Source organism: Herbaspirillum lusitanum P6-12 (assembly GCF_000256565.1).
Lineage (GTDB): Bacteria > Pseudomonadota > Gammaproteobacteria > Burkholderiales > Burkholderiaceae_D > Herbaspirillum > Herbaspirillum lusitanum.
Genome location: NZ_AJHH01000547.1, coordinates 1 through 23,915, shown reverse-complemented (window position 1 = coordinate 23,915; position 23,915 = coordinate 1). Strand labels below are relative to the sequence as shown.

Annotated in this window: 20 protein-coding genes and 2 pseudogenes; 11 read left to right on the top strand and 11 right to left on the bottom strand. The window is 52.3% G+C overall.

The window, feature by feature from the left end; all coding sequences use genetic code 11:
- Window positions 1-20: 20 nt before the first annotated feature.
- A pseudogene (locus tag HLUSI_RS29455) lies at window positions 21-545 on the top strand (Hsp20/alpha crystallin family protein); the annotation flags it as partial.
- Here HLUSI_RS29455 and HLUSI_RS34990 read toward each other — a convergent pair.
- On the bottom strand, window positions 459-1,196 hold the full coding sequence (locus HLUSI_RS34990; RefSeq protein ID WP_414087105.1) for a diguanylate cyclase: 738 nt from the start codon (window positions 1,194-1,196) through the stop codon (window positions 459-461). The pseudogene HLUSI_RS29455 and the gene HLUSI_RS34990 sit on opposite strands and share 87 nt — an antisense overlap.
- A 209-nt stretch (window positions 1,197-1,405) precedes the next feature.
- Here HLUSI_RS34990 and HLUSI_RS29450 point away from each other — a divergent pair, with 209 nt between their 5' ends.
- Complete coding sequence (locus tag HLUSI_RS29450) at window positions 1,406-1,831, top strand: Hsp20/alpha crystallin family protein (RefSeq protein WP_016835320.1); 426 nt, start codon at window positions 1,406-1,408, stop codon at window positions 1,829-1,831.
- Between the two features lie 354 nt (window positions 1,832-2,185).
- Here HLUSI_RS29450 and HLUSI_RS0118205 read toward each other — a convergent pair whose 3' ends face one another.
- Window positions 2,186-2,983: a transporter substrate-binding domain-containing protein gene (locus HLUSI_RS0118205; RefSeq protein WP_029363733.1), complete on the bottom strand. Its 798-nt coding sequence runs from the start codon at window positions 2,981-2,983 to the stop codon at window positions 2,186-2,188.
- Between the two features lie 488 nt (window positions 2,984-3,471).
- On the opposite strand from HLUSI_RS0118205, the gene HLUSI_RS0118200 reads away from it, so the two are divergent.
- Window positions 3,472-5,142 carry a methyl-accepting chemotaxis protein gene (locus tag HLUSI_RS0118200; RefSeq protein ID WP_016835318.1) on the top strand — a complete coding sequence of 557 codons (1,671 nt, stop codon included), beginning with the start codon at window positions 3,472-3,474 and terminating at the stop codon, window positions 5,140-5,142.
- Window positions 5,143-5,249: 107 nt separating this feature from the next.
- On the opposite strand, the gene HLUSI_RS0118195 is transcribed toward HLUSI_RS0118200, so the two are convergent.
- The 4 genes from HLUSI_RS0118195 to HLUSI_RS29440 form a co-directional block, all read right to left on the bottom strand.
- Window positions 5,250-5,981 (bottom strand): amino acid ABC transporter ATP-binding protein, encoded by a 732-nt coding sequence (locus HLUSI_RS0118195; protein ID WP_016835317.1) that lies wholly within the window; start codon window positions 5,979-5,981, stop codon window positions 5,250-5,252.
- Entirely contained in the window at window positions 5,962-6,618 is a 657-nt protein-coding gene (locus HLUSI_RS0118190; RefSeq protein ID WP_016835316.1) for an amino acid ABC transporter permease, read from the bottom strand. Before HLUSI_RS0118190 ends, HLUSI_RS0118195 begins: the two co-directional genes overlap by 20 nt.
- A complete protein-coding gene (locus HLUSI_RS29445; RefSeq protein ID WP_050977740.1) occupies window positions 6,615-7,328 on the bottom strand; it encodes an amino acid ABC transporter permease in 714 nt (237 codons plus the stop codon). Before HLUSI_RS29445 ends, HLUSI_RS0118190 begins: the two co-directional genes overlap by 4 nt.
- A gap of 570 nt (window positions 7,329-7,898) precedes the next feature.
- Complete coding sequence (locus tag HLUSI_RS29440) at window positions 7,899-8,798, bottom strand: LysR family transcriptional regulator (RefSeq protein ID WP_016835314.1); 900 nt, start codon at window positions 8,796-8,798, stop codon at window positions 7,899-7,901.
- 276 nt (window positions 8,799-9,074) lie between these two features.
- On the opposite strand from HLUSI_RS29440, the gene HLUSI_RS0118175 reads away from it, so the two are divergent.
- Together HLUSI_RS0118175 and HLUSI_RS29435 are read left to right on the top strand one after the other, a co-directional pair.
- Complete coding sequence (locus HLUSI_RS0118175; RefSeq protein WP_029363732.1) at window positions 9,075-10,277, top strand: M20 aminoacylase family protein; 1,203 nt, start codon at window positions 9,075-9,077, stop codon at window positions 10,275-10,277.
- 138 nt (window positions 10,278-10,415) lie between these two features.
- The gene (locus HLUSI_RS29435) at window positions 10,416-11,333 is read left to right on the top strand and encodes a glutaminase (RefSeq protein WP_016835310.1); all 918 of its coding nucleotides are present in this window, start codon (window positions 10,416-10,418) and stop codon (window positions 11,331-11,333) included.
- 170 nt (window positions 11,334-11,503) lie between these two features.
- Here HLUSI_RS29435 and glmS read toward each other — a convergent pair.
- A pseudogene (glmS, locus tag HLUSI_RS29430) lies at window positions 11,504-13,187 on the bottom strand (glutamine--fructose-6-phosphate transaminase (isomerizing)).
- Window positions 13,188-13,335: 148 nt separating this feature from the next.
- On the opposite strand from glmS, the gene HLUSI_RS0118160 reads away from it, so the two are divergent.
- A complete protein-coding gene (locus tag HLUSI_RS0118160) occupies window positions 13,336-13,800 on the top strand; it encodes an Lrp/AsnC family transcriptional regulator (RefSeq protein ID WP_016835306.1) in 465 nt (154 codons plus the stop codon).
- Window positions 13,801-13,837: 37 nt separating this feature from the next.
- Here the strand turns inward: HLUSI_RS0118160 and glmU are convergent, their stop codons facing one another.
- A complete protein-coding gene (glmU, locus tag HLUSI_RS0118155) occupies window positions 13,838-15,196 on the bottom strand; it encodes a bifunctional UDP-N-acetylglucosamine diphosphorylase/glucosamine-1-phosphate N-acetyltransferase GlmU (protein ID WP_016835304.1) in 1,359 nt (452 codons plus the stop codon).
- A 124-nt stretch (window positions 15,197-15,320) separates the two neighbouring features.
- Window positions 15,321-16,049, bottom strand: coding sequence for a glycosyltransferase family 25 protein (locus HLUSI_RS0118150; RefSeq protein ID WP_016835302.1), 729 nt, complete (start codon window positions 16,047-16,049; stop codon window positions 15,321-15,323).
- Window positions 16,050-16,905: 856 nt separating this feature from the next.
- On the opposite strand from HLUSI_RS0118150, the gene HLUSI_RS29425 reads away from it, so the two are divergent.
- The 4 genes from HLUSI_RS29425 to HLUSI_RS0118125 are packed head-to-tail and all read left to right on the top strand — an operon-like array spanning window position 16,906 to window position 21,055.
- Window positions 16,906-17,904 carry a hypothetical protein gene (locus HLUSI_RS29425; RefSeq protein WP_157137910.1) on the top strand — a complete coding sequence of 333 codons (999 nt, stop codon included), beginning with the start codon at window positions 16,906-16,908 and terminating at the stop codon, window positions 17,902-17,904.
- A gap of 39 nt (window positions 17,905-17,943) precedes the next feature.
- Window positions 17,944-19,143, top strand: coding sequence for a DegT/DnrJ/EryC1/StrS family aminotransferase (locus HLUSI_RS0118135; RefSeq protein ID WP_016835299.1), 1,200 nt, complete (start codon window positions 17,944-17,946; stop codon window positions 19,141-19,143).
- Window positions 19,140-20,342, top strand: coding sequence for a DegT/DnrJ/EryC1/StrS family aminotransferase (locus tag HLUSI_RS29420; protein WP_016835298.1), 1,203 nt, complete (start codon window positions 19,140-19,142; stop codon window positions 20,340-20,342). The genes HLUSI_RS0118135 and HLUSI_RS29420 overlap by 4 nt, the downstream gene beginning before the upstream one ends.
- On the top strand, window positions 20,339-21,055 hold the full coding sequence (locus HLUSI_RS0118125; RefSeq protein ID WP_202946940.1) for a WbqC family protein: 717 nt from the start codon (window positions 20,339-20,341) through the stop codon (window positions 21,053-21,055). The genes HLUSI_RS29420 and HLUSI_RS0118125 overlap by 4 nt, the downstream gene beginning before the upstream one ends.
- Here the strand turns inward: HLUSI_RS0118125 and HLUSI_RS0118120 are convergent.
- Window positions 21,052-21,876 carry a class I SAM-dependent methyltransferase gene (locus HLUSI_RS0118120; RefSeq protein WP_083830987.1) on the bottom strand — a complete coding sequence of 275 codons (825 nt, stop codon included), beginning with the start codon at window positions 21,874-21,876 and terminating at the stop codon, window positions 21,052-21,054. The two genes, HLUSI_RS0118125 and HLUSI_RS0118120, sit on opposite strands and share 4 nt — an antisense overlap.
- Window positions 21,877-22,002: 126 nt before the next feature.
- On the opposite strand from HLUSI_RS0118120, the gene HLUSI_RS0118115 reads away from it, so the two are divergent.
- Window positions 22,003-22,779 carry a spermidine synthase gene (locus HLUSI_RS0118115; protein WP_016835295.1) on the top strand — a complete coding sequence of 259 codons (777 nt, stop codon included), beginning with the start codon at window positions 22,003-22,005 and terminating at the stop codon, window positions 22,777-22,779.
- Here the strand turns inward: HLUSI_RS0118115 and HLUSI_RS31830 are convergent.
- Window positions 22,771-23,915 (bottom strand): class I SAM-dependent methyltransferase (locus tag HLUSI_RS31830; protein ID WP_083830986.1); only part of this gene is annotated, 1,145 nt, incomplete at its 5' end. The genes HLUSI_RS0118115 and HLUSI_RS31830 overlap by 9 nt on opposite strands.

Genomic DNA, 23,915 nt, shown 5'->3' with positions numbered 1-23,915 from the left:
TGGCATCTCCAAGAAAAAAAATGAATTCCAATTCTTCGTATCAGCAACCGCGAGGGCGGTACAGAGGTCTTGAAAATTTGAGAGCACGAACTATTTTAATAGCATCACAAGAAAGTGATGCGGGGCGCAGGGTCGGCGCCCAAGCGGGACTTTTTGGCCGTAATACGACCGCTTACGGCGTTCTTATTCCTTTATGGAGGTATCTCATGAATGTGACTGATTTACTCCCTTGGAGTAAAAATCGCGACGTAGCTGTGAGTCCGGCACAACGGGAACCTTTTCAGCTATTGCATCGGGACATCAATCGTCTCTTCGATGAATTGTGGTCTGGCTTTGACGGGTTGCCAAGTCGAAGAGGGGGACTGAACTGGCCTGCGATCGCAGTACAGGAAAACGAAGACGAATTCCAGATCTCCGTTGAACTGGCAGGGCTCGAGCAGAAGGATGTTGAAACGTTTCTAGATGACGATGTTTTGGTAATAAAAGGCGAAAAAAGGAACCAGCATCAAGACGCGCTGTTCAGCGAGTTCTTTTCCGGACAGTTTGAGCGCCGTCTCAGGCTGCCCTCTGCAGTTCAAGCGGATAAGGTCCAGGCGCGTTTCAAAGAGAAAGCGACGCTTATTTCGCGTGGCTAAAGGGCTGACAGGGCAATCCGTCCCCCGGCCACCGTCCATATCCAGCGAATCATCGGTATATCCGACGCCCTTCCAGAGACCTCCTTTGACCGGATGAAACAGCCATCGGACATAGCCTTTCCTGGCCGCCAATTCCATCAGCTCACGGCGCTCCGGTACCTCGTCGGCAAGCGTAACTTCAGATGGATAGTCCGCAGGATTTTCACCAAAGGCGATACGGCATGCGTAGGCTTCGCTCGTCGGAGCACCTGGTTCGTTGCAAGGTCGAAGTTGCAAGCGCTCCACGCTCCAAGCCCCTAATCGCCAGGCAAGATCAAGCAACTCTTCTTCTTGCGAAGTTCGGTTCAACCAAGGCCCCCTGAACTGCAGCGCCGAGCTGGGAACCGCCCGGGAAGGAATTTTTACGCCCTCAATGTTGAGTGGCGTGCTACGACGAAAGCCGTGCCAATGAAGGAAAACCAAGAGGGGGCTATCAGAGATATTTACTGCCGTGGCACTGACGGCATATAAAGGAAGATTGATTAATTTTATCTGTGCAGAAACTGCATTGAAAGTTTTCATCGGTGGCATCTCCAAGAAAAAAAATGAATTCCAATTCTTCGTATCAGCAACCGCGAGGGCGGTACAGAGGTCTTGAAAATTTGAGAGCACGAACTATTTTAATAGCATCACAAGAAAGTGATGCGGGGCGCAGGGTCGGCGCCCAAGCGGGACTTTTTGGCCGTAATACGACCGCTTACGGCGTTCTTATTCCTTTATGGAGGTATCTCATGAATGTGACTGATTTACTCCCTTGGAGTAAAAATCGCGACGTAGCTGTGAGTCCGGCACAACGGGAACCTTTTCAGCTATTGCATCGGGACATCAATCGTCTCTTCGATGAATTGTGGTCTGGCTTTGACGGGTTGCCAAGTCGAAGAGGGGGACTGAACTGGCCTGCGATCGCAGTACAGGAAAACGAAGACGAATTCCAGATCTCCGTTGAACTGGCAGGGCTCGAGCAGAAGGATGTTGAAACGTTTCTAGATGACGATGTTTTGGTAATAAAAGGCGAAAAAAGGAACCAGCATCAAGACGCGCTGTTCAGCGAGTTCTTTTCCGGACAGTTTGAGCGCCGTCTCAGGCTGCCCTCTGCAGTTCAAGCGGATAAGGTCCAGGCGCGTTTCAAAGGCGGGCCCTATGCCGTGCACTCCTGATGAATGGTCATTGCAAACAGGTCGACCTGGAGAGTGTTTCGGGAGAAACCGACGGCAACATCTCCCCGATCAAGATCGTCTTAGCGCGATGGCATGCAGCGTGGTCATGGTTGACTGCAGCGAATAAAGTCGGTCGGGAGTATGGCGGCTAACTGATCGATTTACTGGGCATAGTGCTTTTAGTCAAAGTTGGTCGGGATGGTCTACGTAGCTCCGGCTAATGACAGACGCCACAAATAAAGTTGGTCGTACATGAAAGTCCGCACTTGGCCGGTTTGGGAAGACTTGAGCACTGCACTCAAAGAGTGGCTGTTCGGTCCAAAAATATCGTGAGTGCTCATCACTTACATGGCGTCACTCATAGGTCGTTGCCAGCTTTTCCGGCAGCGGCGCATTCAACCACTTCTTGACGAGAGCACTAAGTTCACCTGACTTCTTGGATTTTGTCAGAATCTCATTGACCTTGGCTTGCAGAAGCGCTTCGCCCTTGTTGAGGCCGATCACACAACGCGATTCCTGAATCGTGTATTTAAAGACAGGTTTGTGGTCAGGATCCTTTTCGCCGAGCGTGATCGCCACAAAGTCACCGGTGCCTATCAGCTTTACCTGGCCAGAAACATAGGCGGAGATTAACGTATTGTTGTCTTCGTAGCGCTTGATCACCGTGCTCGACGGAACAGTCTTGGTCAACTGAATATCTTCAAAAGTACCGCGTGCCACTCCTACGGTCTGGTTAGCCATATCGGCAGGGCCGCTAACCTTGATCTCCGGAGCGCCAAACAGACTATTGTTAAATGGTGCATATGGCTGGGTAAAGTCCAACACTTTGTCACGTTCGGCGTTGCGGCCGAGTGTCGAAATCACTAAATCGACCTTATGCGTTTGCAGATAAGGAATACGGTTAGCGCTAGCAACCGGAACCAAGGCCACCTTGACGCCGAGACCTTTAGCGACGAGTCGCGCAACATCGATATCGAGTCCTTGCAATTGCAAATCAGAATTGACCGAGCCGTATGGTTGGAAATCTTGGGGAACCGCGATGCGGATGGTACCGGACTTCGTGATGTCGGATAGCGCATCGGCACGTACACCGAAAGCAGCCAAAGCTAGTGAAATGGTAGAACAAAGTACTAAAATTTTTGCGAATTTCATTTCTTCCCCCAAATTAATCATGCAGTAAATGCACTTCCAATAATGATGCGCACGGTTAGTAACAGCAAGAAAGACAAAGTAATGCCAAAGCAAAACAACCACAAAGATATCAAAAAGAACCGCAACAACCAGGCGACATGATAAGCACCTGAAATTCGATTTCTCGTTATTGCGGTGGCAAGTCTAGGAGTGCGATAGCGCCATGTAAACTACCGTTTAAGCATAGATTTCATGTTTTTAAAGTATAAGCAAAAATTCCTTGAAACCCTTATAAGTATTACGAACCGGCTCAAATCGTCAGTGCTCCATTTTAGTGATTGGTGATGGCAAATCTGTGCCAAGTTGATGCAGCTGAAATGATCGGGAAAACCATTTCCATCTTTCTCACATACGTAAAAAGATCGGGGGAAATGTGATGCAGATCGCTACGCAACGTTGAGCCGGAGGTCACTCAACGCAGCAATTGCATCAAATATCAAGGAGGAAGAATGAAACGCTTGAGCAACATGAAAATCGGAGATCGTCTCGCCATCGGCTTTGCCATCATTCTGGCGTTATCCATCGTCAGTACCGGCATCGGCATCTGGCGTATGCAGGTAGTGTCAAAGGTCACGCGCGCCATGGTTGACGAATCGGTACGCAAGGAACGATTGATCTCGTCCCTCAACACGAATCTGCGCGGAGGGATTTTGCGTACGATCGCGATTTTGCGCAGCACGGACCAAATGCTCAATGCGTTTTTTCTTAATGAAGATTTGATCGCAAAAAAAGATGCCATCGCCTTGCAAAAGCAGATTGGACCCTTGCTGGTCAGCGACGAAGAAAAACAGCTCTACAAGCAGGTGCTGGAACAGCAGGTCAACTACGCCAAAATCAATTTCCATTTGATGGAGCTAAAATCCAATGGCGACGCCGAGGAAGGAAATCAGATTCTGGTGCAAGAATTCGTACCTGCTTCCAAGCGCTATCAGGCAACATTGCAAAAGCTGCTCGAATGGGAGCAAGCCGAAATCGACAAGACTTCTCTGCAGATTGATGTCATCGCCGCCCAAAGCCGTATTCTGTTGCTGATTGTAGAGGTCGCTGCGCTGCTTTTTGGCGTGTCGTGTGCGTGGCTGCTCACACGGAGCATAGTTTGGCCTCTCAGGCAGGCAGTGGAAATCTCGAGAAAAGTAGCTGATGGAGATTTGACTACGGAGATCCAGATCAAGAGGACGGATGAGGTCGGACAATTACTGATGTCATTGCAGGGCATGAATACCAATCTTCGGAATATCGTCAATAACGTGCGTACCGGCACCGTGACCATCGCGACAGCGTCGCGCGAGATTGCAGCAGGAAACATGGATTTGTCCTCTCGCACCGAATCGCAAGCCAGCGCACTTGAGGAGACAGCATCTGCGATGGAGGAACTGATCTCGACCGTACGTAGCAACGCGGATAACGCTCGCGAAGCCAGTGAGCTTGCCAGTTCCGCTTCAAGCATCGCGATCGAAGGAGGTAATGCCGTCGACAACATGGTGCAGACCATGGGGGAAATCAATGCATCTTCGAAGAAGATCGTTGATATCATCAGCGTGATTGACGGTATCGCTTTCCAAACCAATATCCTTGCCTTGAACGCGGCCGTGGAAGCCGCGCGTGCAGGTGAGCAGGGCAGAGGTTTTGCTGTAGTTGCATCTGAAGTGCGCAGCTTGGCACAGCGTTCGGCAGCCGCCGCCAAAGAAATCAAAGCGCTGATCGATGATTCGGTCAAGCGGGTAAGCAACGGCAGCATGCAAGTGGAACGCGCCGGCGCCACAATGGCCAATGTTGTCTCCAGCGTCAAGCGCGTAACCTCCATCGTGCATGAAATCAGCGAGGCCAGCCAGGAGCAAGCCGAAGGTATAGAACAAGTCAATGATACCGTCACGCAGCTTGATCATGTGACGCAGCAAAATGCTGCGCTGGTGGAGGAAGCTGCATCGGCTGCCGACGCAATGCAACAGCAAGCGGCCAATCTGGCCAAGCTGGTTAGCGTGTTCATCACAGATTCATCAGCGCCGGTTGCCGACAGCAATGTCGCGGCATCGCATATGGCGACAAAAGCATCTCCAGCCTCGCCCGCATTGTCTGCACCGAAGAATGGAGCAAGTCACAGAAGACTATTGCGCGCTTGATACCTGTCGCCAATCCGTTTCAACCTGGCTTCATCTAAAAAAATGCCGGCATCCTCATGAATGCCGGCGTTGAAAAAATGGCCTTTGTTCCGTGTCTATTCAGGAGATCAGACGCTGACCATACCGAGGAATTGTTGGAGCTCAGGGGTCTTTGGTTTGCTGAAAAATTCTTCCGGTGGCCCGATTTCATGCACTCTTCCTTGGTGCATGAATACCACGCGGTCGCACACTTCACGTGCAAAGCGCATTTCATGCGTAACCATGACCAGCGTCATGCCTTCGGTAGCAAGCTTGCGCACTACACCTAATACTTCGTTGACCAGCTCCGGGTCAAGCGCCGAGGTAATTTCGTCGCATAACAAGGCTTTCGGTTGCATGCTCAGTGCTCGTGCAATCGCGACACGCTGCTGCTGGCCGCCAGAGAGCTGATCGGGATAACTGTCGAATTTTTCCGCGAGGCCGACACGTGTCAGATTTTGTTGTGCGATTTCTCGCGCCTGCTGCTCTTTCGCGCCCTTGACGATAATCGGAGAGATCATGACGTTGCGGCCTACGCTCAGATGGGGGAACAAATTGAACTGCTGGAAGATCATGCCCACCCGCAGACGCAATTCGCGCAACTCGCGTTCACTGCGGCCGAGCAGAACATCGCCGACGCTGATCAAACCTTCATCGATGGTTTCCAACCCGTTGATACAGCGTAGTAGTGTGCTTTTTCCGGAGCCGCTTTTGCCAATGATGGCAATGACTTCACCGGGATTGATTTCAAGATCGATGCCTCTGAGGACAGCATTGTTCCCGTAACTCTTTTTGACGTTCTCAATGACGATGAGCGACATTGAACTTCCTTTCCAAGAATTGACTATATTTTGACAGTGGCCAGCACAGCACGAAGTACATAAGACCGACCAAGCCGAAGACGATGAACGGTTGAAACGTGGCGTTGGTGATGATGGTGCCGGCCTTGGATAACTCGACGAATCCGATAATCGAGGTCACCGCTGTTCCCTTGATGATTTGAACGCCAAAGCCCACTGTGGGGGGAATCGCAATACGCAGTGCCTGCGGCAGGACGATATGGCGCATTTGCTGAAAGCGATTCATCGCCAAACAGGCTGAAGCTTCCCATTGGCCACGTGGAATGGCATCGACGCAACCGCGCCAGATTTCTGCGAGAAAGGAGGCGCTCCACAACGTTAGCGCAACGCCGGCGGCGAGCCACGCAGGCACCTCGATACCGAACAGTGCGATACCGAAGAACACCAGGAACAATTGCATCAGCAGCGGCGTACCTTGGAACACTTCGATGTAGACGCGGATGATGTCGCGCAGGATGCGATATCTGGAGTTGCGCATGAACAGCAGCACGATACCTAGTGTGCCGCCCATCAAAAACGACAGCAGCGACAACGCCACTGTCCAACGGAGCGCCAGTAATAAGTTGCGGACAATGTCCCAGATTGTGAAGCCGATCATGCCTGGCCTCCCTTGAGAATGGCAATGGATTTCGGGGCAACGATACTGGGTCGATGAAACACAAAACGTCTTCCTATGTAATGCAAAATCTGTCTCAGCAGAATCGCCATGATCAGGTAGATAAGGGTGGTGACCAGATAGGCTTCGAAGGCGCGGAAGTTGCGGCTCTGGATGAAGTTGGCAGCAAACGACAATTCTTCCACTGAAATTTGTGAACAGATCGATGAGCCGAGCATGACAATGACAATCTGGCTCGACAGTGCCGGCCAGACTTTTTGCAAAGCGGGGCGCAGGATGACATATCGGAACACCTGTAGTCGCGTCATAGACAGACTCAGCGCTGCTTCAATCTGACCGCGGGCGATTGCGGATACGCCGGCTCGGATGATTTCAGTGCTGTATGCGCCGAGGTTGATCACCATGGCGATAATCGCCGCCTGTAATTCGGTGATCGTCACGCCGATACTAGGCAGACCGAAAAAGATAAAAAATAGTTGAACCAGAAAAGGAGTATTGCGGATCAACTCTACATAAGCGCTGATAGTCGGCTTGAGCCAGCGTGGCCCTTGAGTGCGCGCCCAGGCACCGAAGATACCAAGTGCGACGCCTGCAACACCGCCGATGACGATTAGTCGTATCGTCATCAACACGCCTCGTTCAAGTACCTTTGCATACTCGAGGATGGAAGAAAAATCGAACTGGTAAATCATCAAACTTCTCGCTAGGTAAATGTTATCCGGCATTTTCAATCTTCAGACGTGTCTATTCCCGAGCGCTCAAGCTTCTCCGCCAACGACGATTGGAGGAGACTTGTAGCCGCATCCATAGGCCGTAACGCCCCCCGGTCATGAACTGGGTTTCATTCAAATGAATGAAGCAAAAAATGTAATGGGAAATGGGAAAAGTCCTGACTCACGGCAAGAGCGGGCAGAGCACGTTTCGATATTTTCTCGTTGATCGGTCTCCTGTGCTGACCGGAAACGATTGAAAAAAGATGAATGCCAGGTAAAGACTCAGGCCCTTTTGCAATCTGCCGATATCGCAATATTTTTCATTGTGATGAGAGGATATGCAGAAGTTGGAGGTTTGAAAATTACTGTTTTTCTATTGCTTCTATGCTTGTTAAGTATAGATGTTTGGCGTCAGCCATAGCCGGTGAGAGTGATGAGAGTGTCATGCTGGTGGCCTCCCGGCCTCCAGTCGGGGCGAGCTGGTAAAGGACATTGCTACCGATGCACTGGACGGTCACTTGGTGCGATGCGAGTCGCTCTTGCGATGTTTTAAGACTGGCTATCGGATCCGCCATCATTCATGACTTCCGCGAAGGCGCGCAAAATAGGCGAATCGTTTTCGCTGAGGAAAATGAATTCAACGTCATGGATATCAGGTATGTCGGCGTGCTGATGCAGTACGACGCCGTTAGGGCTATTGTATTTCGATGCTTCCGACACGATGGAGTAGCCCATGCCGGCCGCAACCATACCCAGGGTAGTGCCAACGTCGGTGCCGACAAGAATTTGTTTGGGCGTCAGACCTGCCGCCATGCATTGCTGAATCAGATAGTCGTGATACTCGGGAGCGCGGTCGCGGGGAAACCAAACGCAAGGCTCATCCTTCATTTCGCTGAGTCGATCGGGTGGTTGTTCAGCGTACTTATGATCGCTCGAAACCGCCAGCATCAGCCCCGAGCGCAAGACCTTTATCCCGGATAACTGTTTGTCGGCAAGATCGCGAAACGCGATAAAGCCTCCGTCCATACGTTCTTCTTTGACGTCCAGCAATTGTCGTGGCGACAATGCCGGTTCCAGCATTAGTGCAACATCGGGACAGATCTCGCGGAATCGTCGCAGCCGTTTTAATAATTCAGGATGGGCGGTGTGATTGGGGGAGATGCCAATGCGCAGCGAGCCGAGCTTGCCGGAAGCGGCGCGCAGGGCGCGCTTCTTGGCGTCCTCGAGATCGATCAACAACTTGCTGCAATCCTTCATGAATTGCACGCCGGCTACCGTGAGCTGGGTGCCCCTGATGCTGCGTTGGAACAATTGCGTTCCCAATTGCTCTTCCAGATCGTGAATCTGGCGACTGAGCGCCGGCTGGACGATATTCAGTTTGCGCGCCGCTTCGGCCACACTGCCGTGTTCGGCGACGGCTAGGAAGTAGCGAAGATGTCGGATTTCCATGATGAGCGATATACCTTGAAGGTATTTTATCTATACAAAAACAGTAATTTTCAAGTCCAGGCAACGTACCTACAATCGCCCCCAGACTTTCCAATCCCGGCTCTTCCCGTCTTATTTTTCGGCGTTCATTCTTGCCCAGATAGTACTGTTTTTACTTGGTGCGACGGTTATTTTTCAGGTGAATCTGAAACGCATCGACAAGTTTACATGCGTGAAATGTGATGCCGGAATGACCTTGACAGCATGTCAACCATTCAAAATTATACGATGCAAAATATGAATTTAATAAAAGAAATTGAAACTTCGCACGCCGAATTTTCACACATTCGACGCGATTTACACGCTCACCCCGAGTTGGCTTTTCAGGAGGTACGCACCGCCGATGCTATTGTCGCCAGCTTGCAAAATTGGGGGATTCCGGTGCATCGCGGTTTAGGCGGTACAGGGCTGGTCGGCATTATTCGGAACGGCCGCAGCACGCGCGCTATCGGTTTGCGCGCTGACATGGATGCGCTGCCGATTCAGGAGTTAAACACGTTCGAACACGCCTCTCAATATCCAGGGAAAATGCATGCTTGCGGTCATGATGGACATACCGCGATGTTACTGGCCGCAGCTTGGCATCTCAATGCGACACGCAATTTTGACGGCACCGTCTATCTTATATTTCAACCTGCGGAAGAGGGAAAAGGTGGTGCTGCGAGCATGATCAAGGACGGTTTGTTCGAGCAATTTGAAATGGAATCGGTCTACGCCATTCACAACTGGCCGGGCATGCCACTTGGTTCTTTCGGCGTTAATTCGGGTGCCATCATGGCATCCAGCAATGAGTTCAAGATCACTTTGCGCGGTAAAGGATCGCATGCCGCGTTGCCACATCATTCCATTGATCCGGTGGCGGCGATGGCGGCGTTGTCGCAGGCATTGCAAACTATCCTGACTCGCAACAAGCGTCCCAATGATGCCGCCGTATTATCAATTACTCAAATGCAGGCAGGTGAAGCCAGCAACGTCATTCCCGATTTCGGCTGGATCGGGGGCACGGTGCGCACGTTTTCGATTGACGTGCTGGATCTGATTGAGTCACGCATGCGCGAAATGTCAGAACATTTGGCACATGGTTTCGGCTGTGACGCAGAAGTCATATTCAATCGCAACTATCCGCCCACTATCAACCACCGCGCAGAAACTGCCATTTGCGTCGAAGTCATGCGCGATGTTGTTGGCGCAGAAAACGTCGATGCTGATATCGAAGCACCTCTCAGTTCCGAGGATTTTTCTTTCATGCTACTCGCCAAGCCGGGCTGCTATGCCCTCATCGGCAACGGCGACGGCGGCCATCGCGATCACGGCCACGGATTGGGGCCATGCATGCTGCACAATACCAGCTACGATTTCAACGACAACCTGTTGCCAATTGGTGCCACGTACTGGGTCAGGCTGACCGAACGTTTATTGGCATTGACGAACCAGGAATAACATCCGGTAACGCCGATGTAAGGCCCATTGATGTCAATAGATTTATGTTTAAGCCAGTAAGAGATCAGATTCAGAGTTCTGCGAAGCGACCGCAGGGCTCGCTTCATCCGACAGCTGGAAAGTGAAGCCTATTACCAGATGCATGATATTCAAGACTGTATTAACCGGGTCGCTATCCAATCCCGGCCGCTCGCAATGCAAGGTCAGTTAGCCGGCTATATACCTGCACTGATGCGTGTAGATCCATCCAAATTTGGTTTTGCCGTGGCTACCCTGGATGGAAATGTCTATACGACAGGCGATGCAGATGAACCGTTCTCCATTCAAAGCGTTTCAAAGCTCTTCGCTCTGGTGTTGGCTTCGAGTCGTGAGGGAGATTCGTTGTGGATGCGTGTCGGCAGGCTGCCTAGCTCAAACCAGTTCAACTCATTGCTGGAGTTGGAACTGGAGTCTGGCAAGCCGCGCAATCCATTTTTAAATCCTGGGGCGTTAGTTGTATCGGACTTGCTCTATAGCCGAAATACGCAAATGGAGCGGGCGGTCATTTCACTCATGCGTGAGCTCTCTGGCAATCCAAGTATTAACTATGACATGGAAGTGGCGGCAGGCGAATTCGCTTGTGCTCATCGCAACAAGGCCGCTGCCTACCTGATGAAAAGCTTTAACAACTTCCACAACACAGTCGATGAGGTGGTAAATGCGTATTGTGCCCAGTGCGCGATCGCCGCTAGCTGTCGAGACCTTGCAGTTGCGGCACTCTTCCTGGCGAACGCCGGTATTGATCGTGACGGTAGACAGATTCTTCAATCTCGCCAAGTGCAACAAGTCTGCGCGCTTATGATGAGCAGCGGTACTTACGAAGCTTCAGGCGAAATCGCCTTCAGCATTGGCTTACCGATTAAGAGCGGCGTTGGCGGAGGTGTCCTGGCAGTGATTCCTCGATTTGGTGCAGTATGCGCCTGGTCGCCACCCTTAGATAAGACAGGGACTTCGATTGCGGCTATCAAGGCGGTTGAACTGTTCGCCATCGAAATGCATAAAACGGTATTCGCATAAAGACTGGGCATTATTCGACGCCGGCAACAACCTGGCGCTGACTAAAATGAATAAAGTTGGTCTGTTGAACCCAGCACTGAACAGCTAACAGGACTCTAAGCTTCTACTTATCGAGAATGCGCTTGCATTAATCTGCCGCATGTAGGTGTAGTCAATAGTGATTGCCGTCCTTACTCCACCGTCACCGACTTGGCCAGATTCCGCGGCTTGTCCACATCTGTCCCGCGCGCCAGCGCCGTGTGATACGCCAGCAATTGCAGCGGCACCACGTGCAGGATCGGCGAGAGCAAGCCGTAATGTTCCGGCAAACGGATGACGTGGACGCCTTCGCTGGAGGCGATGCTGGAGCCGGCGTCGGCGAAGACGTATAGCTGGCCGCCGCGTGCGCGCACTTCCTGCATGTTGGACTTCAGTTTTTCGATCAGCGCGTCGTTCGGCGCGACCGTGACCACCGGCATTTCTTCCGTCACCAGCGCCAGCGGGCCGTGCTTGAGTTCGCCGGCGGCGTAGGCTTCGGCGTGGATGTAGGTGATTTCCTTGAGCTTCAAGGCGCCTTCGAGGGCAATCGGGTAGTGCAGGCCGCGGCCGAGGAAGAGGGCATTTTCCTTGCGGGCGAAGGCTTCGGCCCAGGCGGCGATGTTCGGCTCCAGCGCCAGCACGCTTTGTAGCGCGGCCGGCAGGTGGCGCATGGCCTTGAGATGTTCGGCTTCCTGCTCGTCGCTGAGCAGGCCGCGTGTTTGCGCCAGCGCCAGCGTCAACAGAAACAGCGCGGCCAGTTGCGTGGTGAAGGCCTTGGTCGAGGCGACGCCGACTTCGACGCCGGCGCGCGTGATGTAGGCCAGCTGCGATTCACGCACCATGGCGCTGGTGGCGACGTTGCAGATGGTCAGCGTGTGCGGCATGCCCAGTGCGCGTGCGTGCTTGAGCGCGGCGAGGGTGTCGGCGGTTTCGCCGCTTTGTGAAATCGTGACCACCAGCGAATTCGGATTCGGCACGCTGTCGCGGTAGCGGTATTCGCTGGCGATCTCGACGTTGACCGGAATTTTGGCGATCGACTCGAGCCAGTATTTGGCGGTCAGGCCGGAATAATAACTGGTGCCGCAGGCCAGGATCAGGATGGAGTCGACGCTCTTGAACACCTTGTGGGCGCCGTCGCCGAACAGTTCCGGCATGATGCCGCTGACGCCTTCGAGGGTGTCGGCAATGGCGCGCGGTTGTTCGAATATTTCCTTCTGCATGTAGTGCTGATAGGGGCCGAGCTCGACCGCGCTGGTGAAGGCTTGCACGGTCTTGACTTCGCGCGCGACGCTCGACGCCGACGATCAGCGGCGAACCCTGGCGCGCGGCGACCACGCGGTGCGGTTCGTCGACGCAGAACACGGCGATGGCGTAGGCGCCGGTGAGGCGGCGCACGGCTTGCTGCACGGTCTCGAACAAGTCGCCGGTATACATGTGATCGACCAGGTGGGCGATGACTTCGGTGTCGGTCTGGCTTTCGAAGACGTAGCCGACGCCTTGCAGCTCTTGGCGCAGTTCTTCGTAGTTCTCGATGATGCCGTTGTGGACCAGCGCGATGCGGTCGCGCGAGAAATGCGGGTGGGCGTTGTGCGTAGCCGGTGCGCCGTGCGTGGCCCAGCGTGTGTGGGCGATGCCGGTGAAGCCGGCCAAGCGGGTTTCGGCGACCTGCTTTTGCAACTCGGCGACACGCGCGGTGCTGCGCGAGCGCTGCAGTTTGCCGTCCATGTGTACGGCCACGCCGCAGGAATCATAGCCGCGGTATTCGAGACGCTTGAGGCCTTCGAGCAAAACCGGGGTGACATCTTGTTGCGCAACTGCGCCGACGATACCGCACATGGGGGTGACTTTCTAAAATAAGTGGATGGCGTCATCTTAGGCTAGCGGTATTGAAATAAGATTTCTAAATTTTAATTAATTTGGATTATTATTGCTTCCAATATTCAATGTGAAATAATATTTCAAATTAATTGATAAATTTATTAATATGAAGATCAATCTCGATGAATTGGACCGGCGCATTCTCAACGCCTTGCAGGAAGACGCTGCGCAAACCAATTTCCAGCTGGCCGAGCATGTGCATGCCTCGCCGCCGACTTGTCTGCGCCGGGTCAAGCGCCTGGTCGAAGCGGGGGTGATTACACGTCAGGTCGCCATCCTGGCGCCGGAAAAACTCGGTCCGGCGCTGACTGCCATCGTGGAAATCACGCTGGACCAGCAGGGCGACGAGCGGCAGGTGGAGTTCGAGGGGATTGTCGCGGCGGAGCCGGCGGTGCTGCAGTGCTACCGCGTGTCGCCGGGGCCGGATTTCGTGCTGATGGTGCAGGTGGCGGACATGCCGGCCTATCACGCGCTGGCGCATCGCCTGTTTGCCACACATCAGAACGTGCGCAATGTGCGCAGCTATTTCTCAATTCATCGCAGCAAGTTCGAAACCCGGATCGCAGTCTGAACAGGTTCGGAGCGGTCCGGGCGACGTGCGTCTCTGATTACTTCTTGACCTTGACCGGACGCGTCCAGCCCGGCAGCGACAGTTGCTTGGCGCGCGACAGCGTCAGCTGGCCCGCCGGCGCATCCTTGGTCAGCGTGGTGCCGGCGCCGATGGTGGCGCCTTTGCCGACACGCACCGGGGCGACCAGCTGGCTGTCGCTGCCGATGAAGGCGTCGTCTTCGATGACCGTTTCGAATTTGTTCACGCCGTCGTAATTGCAGGTGATCACGCCTGCACCCACGTTGACGCCCGAGCCGATCACTGCGTCGCCGATGTAGGCCAGATGGTTGGCCTTGCTGCGCGCGGCGATGCGGCTCTTCTTCACTTCCACGAAATTGCCGATGTGCACTTCTTCGCCGAGTTCGGCGCCTGGACGCAAGCGCGCGTATGGGCCGACCTGGGCGGCTGCCCCGACCACGGCGCCGTCGATGTGCGAGAACGGTTTGATCTGAGCGCCCTTGCCGATGCGCGCGTCCTTGACGACGCAGTTGGCGCCGATGCTGGCGCCGTCTTCGATCTCGACCTTGCCTTCAAAGATGCAATTGACGTCGATGCTGACGTCGCGGCCGCAGGAGAGCGTGCCGCGCACGTCCAGCCGGGCCGGGTCGAGCAGCGTGACACCCTGTTCCAGCAACGTATTGGCGACGCGGCGCTGGTAGGCGCGTTCGAGCTCGGCCAGTTGCACCTTGCTGTTGACGCCGAGCGTCTCCGTGATATCGACGGGGTTGGCCGAGACGACTTCGACGCCGTCGGCAACCGCCGCAGCGATGACGTCGGTGAGGTAGTACTCGCCCTGCGCATTGTCGTTGGACAGCGCTGCCAGCCAGGCGCGCAGCCGGGCGGTGGGAGCGGCGATGATGCCGGTGTTGATTTCACTGATGGCGCGTTCGGCTTCGCTGGCGTCCTTTTGCTCCACGATGCGGGTGATCTTGCCGTCTTCGCGCACGATGCGGCCATAGCCGGTCGGGTCCGCCACGGTGATTGTCAGCACCGCCAGCTTGTCCTCGCCGGCGGCGGCCAGCAGTCGTTGCAGCGTGGCGGGCGTGGTCAGCGGAACGTCGCCGTACAGCACCAGCGTGGGCGCGTTATCGTCGATGAAGGGCAGCGCCTGCGCCACCGCGTGGCCGGTGCCGAGCTGGGGCTCCTGCAGCGCGAATGACAGCGTATTGTCAGCAAAGCTGGAAGGAACGGCGTCGCCGCCGTGGCCATAGACCACGCACAGTTTCGTCGGCGCCAGTACCTTGGCGGTATCGACGACATGGCGCAGCAGCGGTTTGCCGGCGATAGGGTGGAGGACTTTCGGAAGCGCTGACTGCATGCGCTTGCCCATGCCGGCGGCGAGGATGACGATGTTCATGATTGGCGTTCGAAAAATAAGGCGAAAAGTGTAGCACGGGGCTACGGAGGGCTGATTTCACGAACGCAGAAATGGGGCCGAAAGTATACACCCGGGGCTTGCCAAGGAAAATAACAAATGAGTTCTATCGATTAGTCTGGACGCTTGAAATCTCGTGCTCGTTTTTTGTAACGACCAGTGGCGGGAAGCAGGCGTATGAATTTGTGGATGCGTAAATCCTGTTCATCGCTATATCAATGCCGTTATTGGGAAGCTCCCTGTTGATACCGGGGAAATATAAATGAAAATGTTCCAGCGGGAAGCATCCTTTGACAAATTTTTCAGCGCCTTTGGGGCTAATGCTATATGCCGGCGTGCCGAAGCATTTGTCCAGAGGCAGTAGGACCGGGGCTTGCTTGGATAGTTGAAATTCGTAGGTTTTATTCCGCAGTTGATTCTGATCGAAAAAAAGGACGGTTGATGAAACATCAGGCATGGCATTCAATGACAGGATTGAATCAAAATTCCAGCCCCACATTACGATATCCCAATCTTGCGGCAGATTGTTCAGTAGATGCTGATGCATTAATTGGAAATCGTACCTAAAGATGGCATCGTCTTCAGCGATCGTGATGACTTCGTTGCTATCTATCGCATCAAACCAGGCTGTTAAATGGGAAAGTGCACATCCGTATGCCCCTTTGGTATATTGCAGGCCGGTTCCAAAAAGATTGGGATCCGACAATACCTGCGCATCCACAGATGCCCCCCTGATGGCATTGACGAATTCATAATCGAGATGCTGATTTTGCTCTGCAAAAATCGACCTTCTGGCTACGGCATCGTCCAGGTTGATAATACGAATTCGGTTCATTATTGAAGTCGGCTTTCGAAACGTTAAAGTCATTTTCGGTTACGGATTGTTTGCGGGCGGTTGATCCAATCGTCTCTCCTGCGACGTCCCTAGTGTTTGATGCCTAGGATGAATCAATGCGTTGTGACTGGAGCAGAAGCTGTCGCAACAGGTGAATCGCTGGTCAGTAACCTAATGGATATTAGCTTTGGCGCGCCTGAGGCATTCGGGATCGGACCTCTGTTTGCTGTTCTTGACGGGGCGGCACTGATCGTGTGTCGATTATCATCCCGGTTCAAGGTCACACTGCTATTCGCTTTGCAGCATATGTTCCACTGCAGCGAGCAATTATCCAAGCTGATTCAGCGATTCTCTCATTGAAAGTATGCCAATGAAACATCAAGAGACAAGGGGAGAAAACCCTGCTTTTTGGACGTCTTTTTGTTGATTTATTTATATACTTCTTGGCTTGCAGAGGTGCAAGCGTGGGGTTTTCCTCTTTTGGCCGATCAGAAAAACACCGGCAATCTGTGCTCAGGCTTCGGCGGGACCTTGTCCAAATGCGAAGTTGAGGGTTAAATCGGCATGTTATCGTCCCTTTGACTGCTTGTCTTGCCTTTAAGATGGCAACTTACTCATGCATCCTTCGTGCGTAAAATTCGGCCACTGTATCAGCAACATAGAATAAACGCAGGATTGGCAGCAATAAATCGAAACGGAAGCGATTTTTGAAGGAGATGTATGAAGATTCCTTTGGGATGATGAACGCTGCTTTTTTCCTCTTGCATGATCTTCCAGGCAGAACCGTTCGCGCTCGCGACTATATTTATGAGATGAGTTTCACCACAGACATCGTCAGAATCGGATTGGATAAAAAATGAATTTCAACCAACGAGCCACTACCCTTCTGCAGTTGCCGATTGCACCGCTAACTTGGGATAGCATTTTAAAAGAATGCGACAGACTTGAAGCCGATTTCTTGCATATACCATCGGCTTATAAATGGTCGTTGGACTACAAACGTTTTCAGGTCGAACATGCGCGCGGCAATCACAGCATGTCGGTGAGGTATTTGAAATCGGCAATCTCGACAGCACCCTATAACAACGAGATTCTTGGCGACTACAAAGAACTGGTGAAAAAAACGTCGGGGATTAAAAAACTGACGCTGATTATTGCAAGCAAGAAAAATGAAGTGCAAGCCTTGAAATTGGCGGCGCAATTCGATCAGGCGAATATCGAATATATGATCGTCAGTGGATCTGATGCGCCATCAATTGGACATGTCCGTGCATTGCAAGTGGATGCGTCCGACAGATATGAGTCGCGTCCTCAAAAGGTTGCGGCTGCCTTCACCTGGGCATATGAAAATATCGGAAACAATGTCGGCATCATGAAAGTTGATGACGAAATGGTCTTGCAAGACGGGGAGAAATTGCGTCAGCGCCTCGCGCAGTTCATCGATGAAAACACCTACGTCGGAGTACCTTCGGCCAGCCTTTCGCATGATCGTTGTCTGCATTGGGGCTTGTGTCATGACCAAGATTTGAACAGGCGTGTCTATGGTCGTCCGGTATTGCGTCCATGGGCCTCCGGCGAAGCCTATTATCTGGGACCCCAGGCGGTCGAAAAGCTGGTGCTTTCACTCTTGCGGTTTCCCGGCTTGTTCGAAGGCGAATACTATGAAGATAAGCTGGTCGGCGACGTCCTGCTCTTCGAAAATACCGATCTTACCGAAATGAAGGACGTCAACGAATTCGGATTGAGTTGGCCGGGTGCCGTCGAGGCTTCTCCCAAGCAGGCTGCTTTTTCTACTCAGCCGACCAAGCATCTGGATGTTACCGGCTCCTCGCTTAAGATCACGTCGATCAAGTAGTAATAACGAGAAATGATGCTAATACGGGGTAACTGAGTCATGGCAATAAAAGTAGAGCTGAACGATCTGGCTTTAGGCGGCGGAAAGCCGTTATTTGAGCAGATTAAATCCGTTTCAAATCTGGTGCGGCCGGACATTGAGTCGTTTCTTAAATATTCTCGTAAATTCTTCGATGCGCAAACCAGTACCGGGCATGGGCCGGTGGAAACGCTGATGGAGCGGCGTCTTGCTGAGTTTCATGAAGCGCGTCACTGCGTCTCATTTTGCGGTGGATTTTGGGGATTGGTGCTGGCGATGAAGTGCTTGGCGTTGCCGGGGCGCACGGAAGTCGTGATGCCGTCGCTAACCTATCGTCGTCTCGCCGATATTGTCGCCTGGGCCGGATTGACGCCGCATTTCTGCGAAGTTGATCCCGATCTGTTGTGCATTACAGGGGAAACGGCGGCAACTTGCATTAACGAAAATACCGCCTTGATTTTGGGCGTGCACCCCATAGTCAACTGTTGTGACATTGATGGTTTGGAAGCTTTGTCTGAACGTACGGGCATTCCATTGTTGATAGATGCAGTGGAGTCTGTATACGAGTCTTACAAGGGAAGGAAGATCGGATCTTGCGCGCGGGCCGAATGTTTTTCCATGCAGTCGAGCAAATTATTCAATGCCTTCGAAGGCGGCTACGTCACCACGAACGACGACGTGCTGGCAGAGCGTCTGCGCACGATGCGTGATTTTGGCGTCGGAGCGGATGGCATCCCCGATGAGGTATGCGCACTGGGTGTGCAGCAAAATGAAATGCATGCGTCAATGGCATTGGCTTGCCTTGATGATGTTGATGAACAAATGGCGGCGAATCTCCAGCGTTATCGTGCTTATCAACGTTGTTTGGCGACGGTGCCGGGGATTAAGCTACGTGAGTTTGACGAAAGCGAGCGTTGCGGTTTTAAAAATATCCTGGTGGAGTTGCTCGACGATTGGCCATTGACCAGGGAGGCGACGATTAGTCTGCTCAATGCGGAAAATATGCTATGCCGTCCTTATTATTCACCTCCATTGCATTTAAAGTCGACCGGATATCCCATGTTGTGGGGCGATCTGGCACAGACCGAGCGACTGGCGAAAAAATTCCTATTACTGCCTTGTGGTTATTTTGTCAGCGAAGCCGATGTCGAGCAGATCGCGCATTTCCTCGCATTTATTCAGAAGCATGCACAGGATATTAAACAGCGAGGTTTTGCATGAGCACCATCCGCAATGTTGGCAAGGATCTGGCCGTATTTGGAGCGGCGCCTGCGATGCCGCAGCTATTGCGTCCGGGACAGGAATATTTTCCTGAATGGTCTCGATATGAGATTGCATTCAGGGATATTTTCACTCGACAGTACTACACGAATCACGGGCCGTTGGCGCAAAGGTTGGAAGCTCGCCTTGCTGAATATCTTAGCGTCGCTCATGCGATGTGTATTACAAACGAGGCCATCGCTTTGTGTCTTGCAGCGCAGGCGCTGCGATTGCATGGAAAAGTTCTGGTACCCGGGATTAGCGATATCTTCACTGCCCAGTCGCTTGCCTGGGCCGATGCAGAGCCGGTTTTTTGCGATGTTGATGCCGATACCGGCATGTTGAGCGCAGAGGCTGCGAAAATTCATCTGGAGAAGGGCGGCATCAATGCGATTTTGGCGGTGAATGCCTGGGGCGGGGCGGCCGATGCAAGCGCATTGCAGGAGCTTGCCGACCGTTACGATATTCCGCTTTATTTCGACTCGTCCCAAGCCTTTGGTTCCTCGACTGATGGTGTGAGCCTAGGCGGACGAGGACGGCTGGAGGTATTTTCGTTGCAGTCGGCGCATGTGCTGAGTTGCGGCGAGGGTGCTTTTATCGCGACGAACGATGATGACCTGGCTGCGCATGTTCGTAATATCCGGAGTAACTACGGTATGGGCCGGCCGGTGCCGGTTGTCAAAACCAGCAATGGCCGTTTTTCCGAAGCGCAGGCAGCGATTGCTTTAATGAGTTTCGACGATTTGGAGATTCATATTGCCAATAATGGATTGTTGGCAGCACGCTATGCGGCGTCCTTGTCGGGGATACCGGGTGTGACCATTCGTAAAGCAGTCGGTGTTGACCGGAGTAATCAGCAATGCCTGATGTTGGCAATCGATGAGGTTCAATTCGGATTAAGTGCGCAGGCCTTACGCAAGGTATTGCGAGCCGAGAACATTGAAAGCAGTTCTCGTCTAGCGTCCGGATGGTATCGTCATGGTACGCATGCGGTGTCGGTAGGTGCGTTGCCGATTGCTGACAGTTTATGTGCAAGTTTGCTGGAGCTGCCGATTGGCGCCAAGACGGATGCCGATAAAGTCGCATTGATTGCCGATATCATCCGGCAAGCACATATACAAGCTGATCGCGTACGTAATGTCGTGGAGGCTCTGGGGTGAAACTAGGGATTATGCAACCCTATTTCTTCCCTTATCTGGGGCATTTTGCGCTGATTTCGCATACCGATGCGTGGGTGGTTTTTGATATCACTCAATATACCCCGAAGAGCTGGATGAGCCGTAATCGTGTATTGCATCCTTCCGGCGGAGTCAACTATGTCAATGTCGCCTTATCGAATAGCTCTATAAGGATAAAAACGCATGAAGCAAGAGTGTCGAATATGGCCGACTCTCGCCTCAGCACGTTGGGGAAACTCAGTCACTATCGAAAAAGAGCGCCTTATTTTGCGCAAGTGGAGGCATTGGTTATTGCGGCAATCTCCGACACGTGCGATGACTCTTTGGTGAGCTTGAATGTCCGTGGATTGAAAGCGGTTTGCGATTATCTGGAGTTGCCGTTCAACTATACGATCGCATCGCAGCAAATGTTTCCCTTGCCAGAACAAATGGGGGCAGGGGACTGGGCTCCGCATATCAGTGCGCTGATGGGCGCCGATATGTATGTGAATCCTGCAGGCGGTCGTAATATTTTTAATCCCAGCAGCTTTGAAGACCGCAGTATTGAATTACGCTTTCTGGAATTCAGTCCGATGGTTTATGACACCCGTGGCTTCATCTTTGAACCGCATTTGTCCATTCTTGATGTCCTGATGTGGAATGATCCGCAAGCAGTGCGGAACGCCTTGCAGACCAATTCGCAGTTGCTCGTCTAGCGCGTGACGGTTATATCTCGGCGATGCAACAGTGCATCGTAGCGGTAGTGAGTGGAATAGAATTCATCTGCCATATTTGAAAAGCTAGTCCTCCATCCTGCGGTCGCCGCCATCGCAGAAAACGTTTCCTTGGTCCGCCAGATGCCGATTTGTGCCTGAGGATCGTCAAGCTCATTGGGCATGGGATCTCGTTGTGTATAAAAAGCGCTCACACGATCACGATCCGGCAGGTTGCCGATGAAGATCGATTGCACGTTGCTGAAGCGTTCACCGATGAGGCGTAGCGTCGCATGTGCTACATCGTCCGGGAAGTACATAAAGCTGCCGTAACAAAGTACTTTCGTAAAACGTAACGGGGCTGGCTCGGTGCTCAAATACATTGTCACATCGTTTTCGATAAATGTGACGCGCGGTGCTTGCGCGAAATGCTTTTTCGCGACATCGATCAGATATGCCGATATATCGATGCCGGCCAAGGTTGCGCACGAGTCTATGAGGAGGTGCGACAACGCTCCGTTGCCGCAGGCGAGATCGAGCAGGTTGTCTTGAGTCGAAAGGGCCAACTGGCGTTTTATTTCAGCGACAATGAGTTCGATCTGCGAGTCCGGTACCGGTTTGCCGTGCACGGTGCGTTTTACCTGCGCCCAAAAAGCATCAGGAGCGCAGGTCCGAGCATGGGTATCGTAATCGACGGTCGGATAATTGCGTGGGGAGGATGGCATTGTGTTTGTAAAAGAGTAGAAAGTAGCAGTTCGTGTCGCTTTGCTTTTTATGAATGGCTGAAAAAATGATACCGTATTTGCGCTTGGTTCGCGACGCATGATTAAGCCGGAATTCTCGCTTTATTCTGCCGATGCGAAGCAGAATCCAAGCCTCAGACTACATGCATACCGATAGTATGCCGCCCGTTCGGCCCTAATTTGCATTCGTTTTTGGAAGAAAATAGCATGACAATACTTTTCGAGTCACCCAACGTTAAAATTATCGAAGTAGCAGATGCCGATGGCGACACGCAAAGACAGCTTTTTATTGGGCCTCCCTTCAATCGCGTCCAAGGAGCGATAAAGCTGAATCAACCCAAATTTCATGTGCATGTATTCACCAAGAATTTATCGTACGGAGCGCTGTGCATTCCTGGCGGCGTTCGTAATGCCTTATTCCTGGGATTGGGTGCCGGCATTGCAATTCAGGCGGTTCGCGATATGTATCCTGATGCGCAGATTGATATAGTTGACCTCAATCGGGATCTGTTCGAAGCCGCTCACAGTTATTTTTTTGATATCGATGCAAATAACGTAGAGCTATTTCACGAAGATGCAAATAGCTTTATCAAAAGATCGGCCAAGAAATACGACTACATCTGCTGTGACATATGGACGGAGAGCCTGGATATCCCGGAGTTTGTTACCTCCGGCAAATTTTCATCTCTTCTGAAAAATAGCCTAAACGAAAATGGCATATATTCACTAAACACGCAAAAGAACGTGCAAAAAGAGATGACGGAATCTCTGACAAAAGATTTTAAGTTCGTCTTCTCACTTCCCGGATATAACAGTATGTTTCTTTCCGCGAATAGTTGGCCGAAATTTATAAGCGATGAAAAATTAATGGCGGATTACTTGGCCATCAACATAGATATTAAGTTCATACAAGACAACATGATCTTGATGCAATCGGTTCAACAGAATGACTATTGGAAGAGCATGTTAGGTAAGTCAGCGTAAAGTCGGCGTTGTAGGTTCATTGCGGATAATCCTATCCGCTCCTTCATTCGTGAAGACTGGTACCGGCCCTTTTGCAAATAAAAAGAATGGCTCACGCCCATTGCAGCCGTATGTGTCTGCATCGATTTCTCCGAGTACTGTCGTATGGGGATAAAGATCTCCCGCCAGGCCTGAGTTGCGGAAATAATCGAGAATGTCAGCGCCAAATAATCTGACATGATCGTTTTGTCCAAAATATTGCGTGGCGAACGCCTCCGAGATGGGTTTGGTTAGTTCAAATGTTTTGCACAACACCGGAGAGTACGGCGTCTGCGCAATCAAATGGCCGCCCGGCGCAAGGCAGCGGCTGAATTCAGCGATTGCCGTTTCGGGCCGACTCACGTGCTCAAGCACATGGTTGCAAATGATCAAATCGAAATAGCCGTCGGGGAAATCCAGTTGTTCAGCATTGATTTTGCGATGGTGTGCAATTTTCGGGAAAAGATCTCCTGTGACATATTCACGAGGATGTAGTCTGAATATCAATGGCTCGAGCGCCGCCTCCGGTGCAATATGCAGAATGCGTTTTGAGCCCGCGTTTTCGAGAATTTTTGTATGAGTCAAATACAGCCAAAGATGGCGGTCTCGATCATTACAGCCACAACTCGGACATAAATAATTCTGAAGCGTTGAGCCGACTGTTTCGACTTGCCTCATGAATGTCCGGTCGCCGCCGGCATCGGGGTGCGGCAGCCATTGCGCGACAGATTGATTACATACGGCGCAAATTTTTTGCTGTGGCGGGCGAGGTCCTTTTCTGCGCACGGCGACGCGCGACTCCACTGCTGCGCGAGCATGCGCCAGATCCGTCCTAAAGCGTTCAGACGTATAGAGATCTTGTTGCGGCAATCGATTCAGTTCGCTGAGATTGGCAAGCAGCCGGGCGATTTCCGGCAGGGCGACGGAATATTGCGCATACAATTGTTGTAGTTTTTGTTGTGCATTCGCGAGCGCAGCATGGCTCATTCTACCTGCGGCAGCTTCGCCGCGTACCATCAACTCCCATTCATAGAGTCCGGCGCTGAAGTTGGCGCTGACGGTCGCGGATGCCTGAGTCGAGTGCTTTCGGAATGCACTCAAAAACCCGCCGACGGGGG

What these genes read in the sequence shown, in the direction of transcription:
- HLUSI_RS0118175 (WP_029363732.1), top strand. Translation starts at nt 9,075, where the DNA reads ATGAATTTAATAAAAGAAATTGAAACTTCGCACGCCGAATTTTCACAC.
- HLUSI_RS29445 (WP_050977740.1), bottom strand. Translation starts at nt 7,328, where the DNA reads ATGATTTACCAGTTCGATTTTTCTTCCATCCTCGAGTATGCAAAGGTA.
- HLUSI_RS0118190 (WP_016835316.1), bottom strand. Translation starts at nt 6,618, where the DNA reads ATGATCGGCTTCACAATCTGGGACATTGTCCGCAACTTATTACTGGCG.
- HLUSI_RS29420 (WP_016835298.1), top strand. Translation starts at nt 19,140, where the DNA reads ATGAGCACCATCCGCAATGTTGGCAAGGATCTGGCCGTATTTGGAGCG.
- HLUSI_RS29425 (WP_157137910.1), top strand. Translation starts at nt 16,906, where the DNA reads ATGAATTTCAACCAACGAGCCACTACCCTTCTGCAGTTGCCGATTGCA.
- HLUSI_RS34990 (WP_414087105.1), bottom strand. Translation starts at nt 1,196, where the DNA reads ATGAAAACTTTCAATGCAGTTTCTGCACAGATAAAATTAATCAATCTT.
- HLUSI_RS0118115 (WP_016835295.1), top strand. Translation starts at nt 22,003, where the DNA reads ATGACAATACTTTTCGAGTCACCCAACGTTAAAATTATCGAAGTAGCA.
- HLUSI_RS0118205 (WP_029363733.1), bottom strand. Translation starts at nt 2,983, where the DNA reads ATGAAATTCGCAAAAATTTTAGTACTTTGTTCTACCATTTCACTAGCT.
- HLUSI_RS29435 (WP_016835310.1), top strand. Translation starts at nt 10,416, where the DNA reads ATGCATGATATTCAAGACTGTATTAACCGGGTCGCTATCCAATCCCGG.
- HLUSI_RS0118200 (WP_016835318.1), top strand. Translation starts at nt 3,472, where the DNA reads ATGAAACGCTTGAGCAACATGAAAATCGGAGATCGTCTCGCCATCGGC.
- HLUSI_RS0118135 (WP_016835299.1), top strand. Translation starts at nt 17,944, where the DNA reads ATGGCAATAAAAGTAGAGCTGAACGATCTGGCTTTAGGCGGCGGAAAG.
- HLUSI_RS0118150 (WP_016835302.1), bottom strand. Translation starts at nt 16,049, where the DNA reads ATGAACCGAATTCGTATTATCAACCTGGACGATGCCGTAGCCAGAAGG.
- HLUSI_RS0118195 (WP_016835317.1), bottom strand. Translation starts at nt 5,981, where the DNA reads ATGTCGCTCATCGTCATTGAGAACGTCAAAAAGAGTTACGGGAACAAT.
- glmU (WP_016835304.1), bottom strand. Translation starts at nt 15,196, where the DNA reads ATGAACATCGTCATCCTCGCCGCCGGCATGGGCAAGCGCATGCAGTCA.
- HLUSI_RS0118120 (WP_083830987.1), bottom strand. Translation starts at nt 21,876, where the DNA reads ATGCGTCGCGAACCAAGCGCAAATACGGTATCATTTTTTCAGCCATTC.
- HLUSI_RS29450 (WP_016835320.1), top strand. Translation starts at nt 1,406, where the DNA reads ATGAATGTGACTGATTTACTCCCTTGGAGTAAAAATCGCGACGTAGCT.
- HLUSI_RS29440 (WP_016835314.1), bottom strand. Translation starts at nt 8,798, where the DNA reads ATGGAAATCCGACATCTTCGCTACTTCCTAGCCGTCGCCGAACACGGC.
- HLUSI_RS0118160 (WP_016835306.1), top strand. Translation starts at nt 13,336, where the DNA reads ATGAAGATCAATCTCGATGAATTGGACCGGCGCATTCTCAACGCCTTG.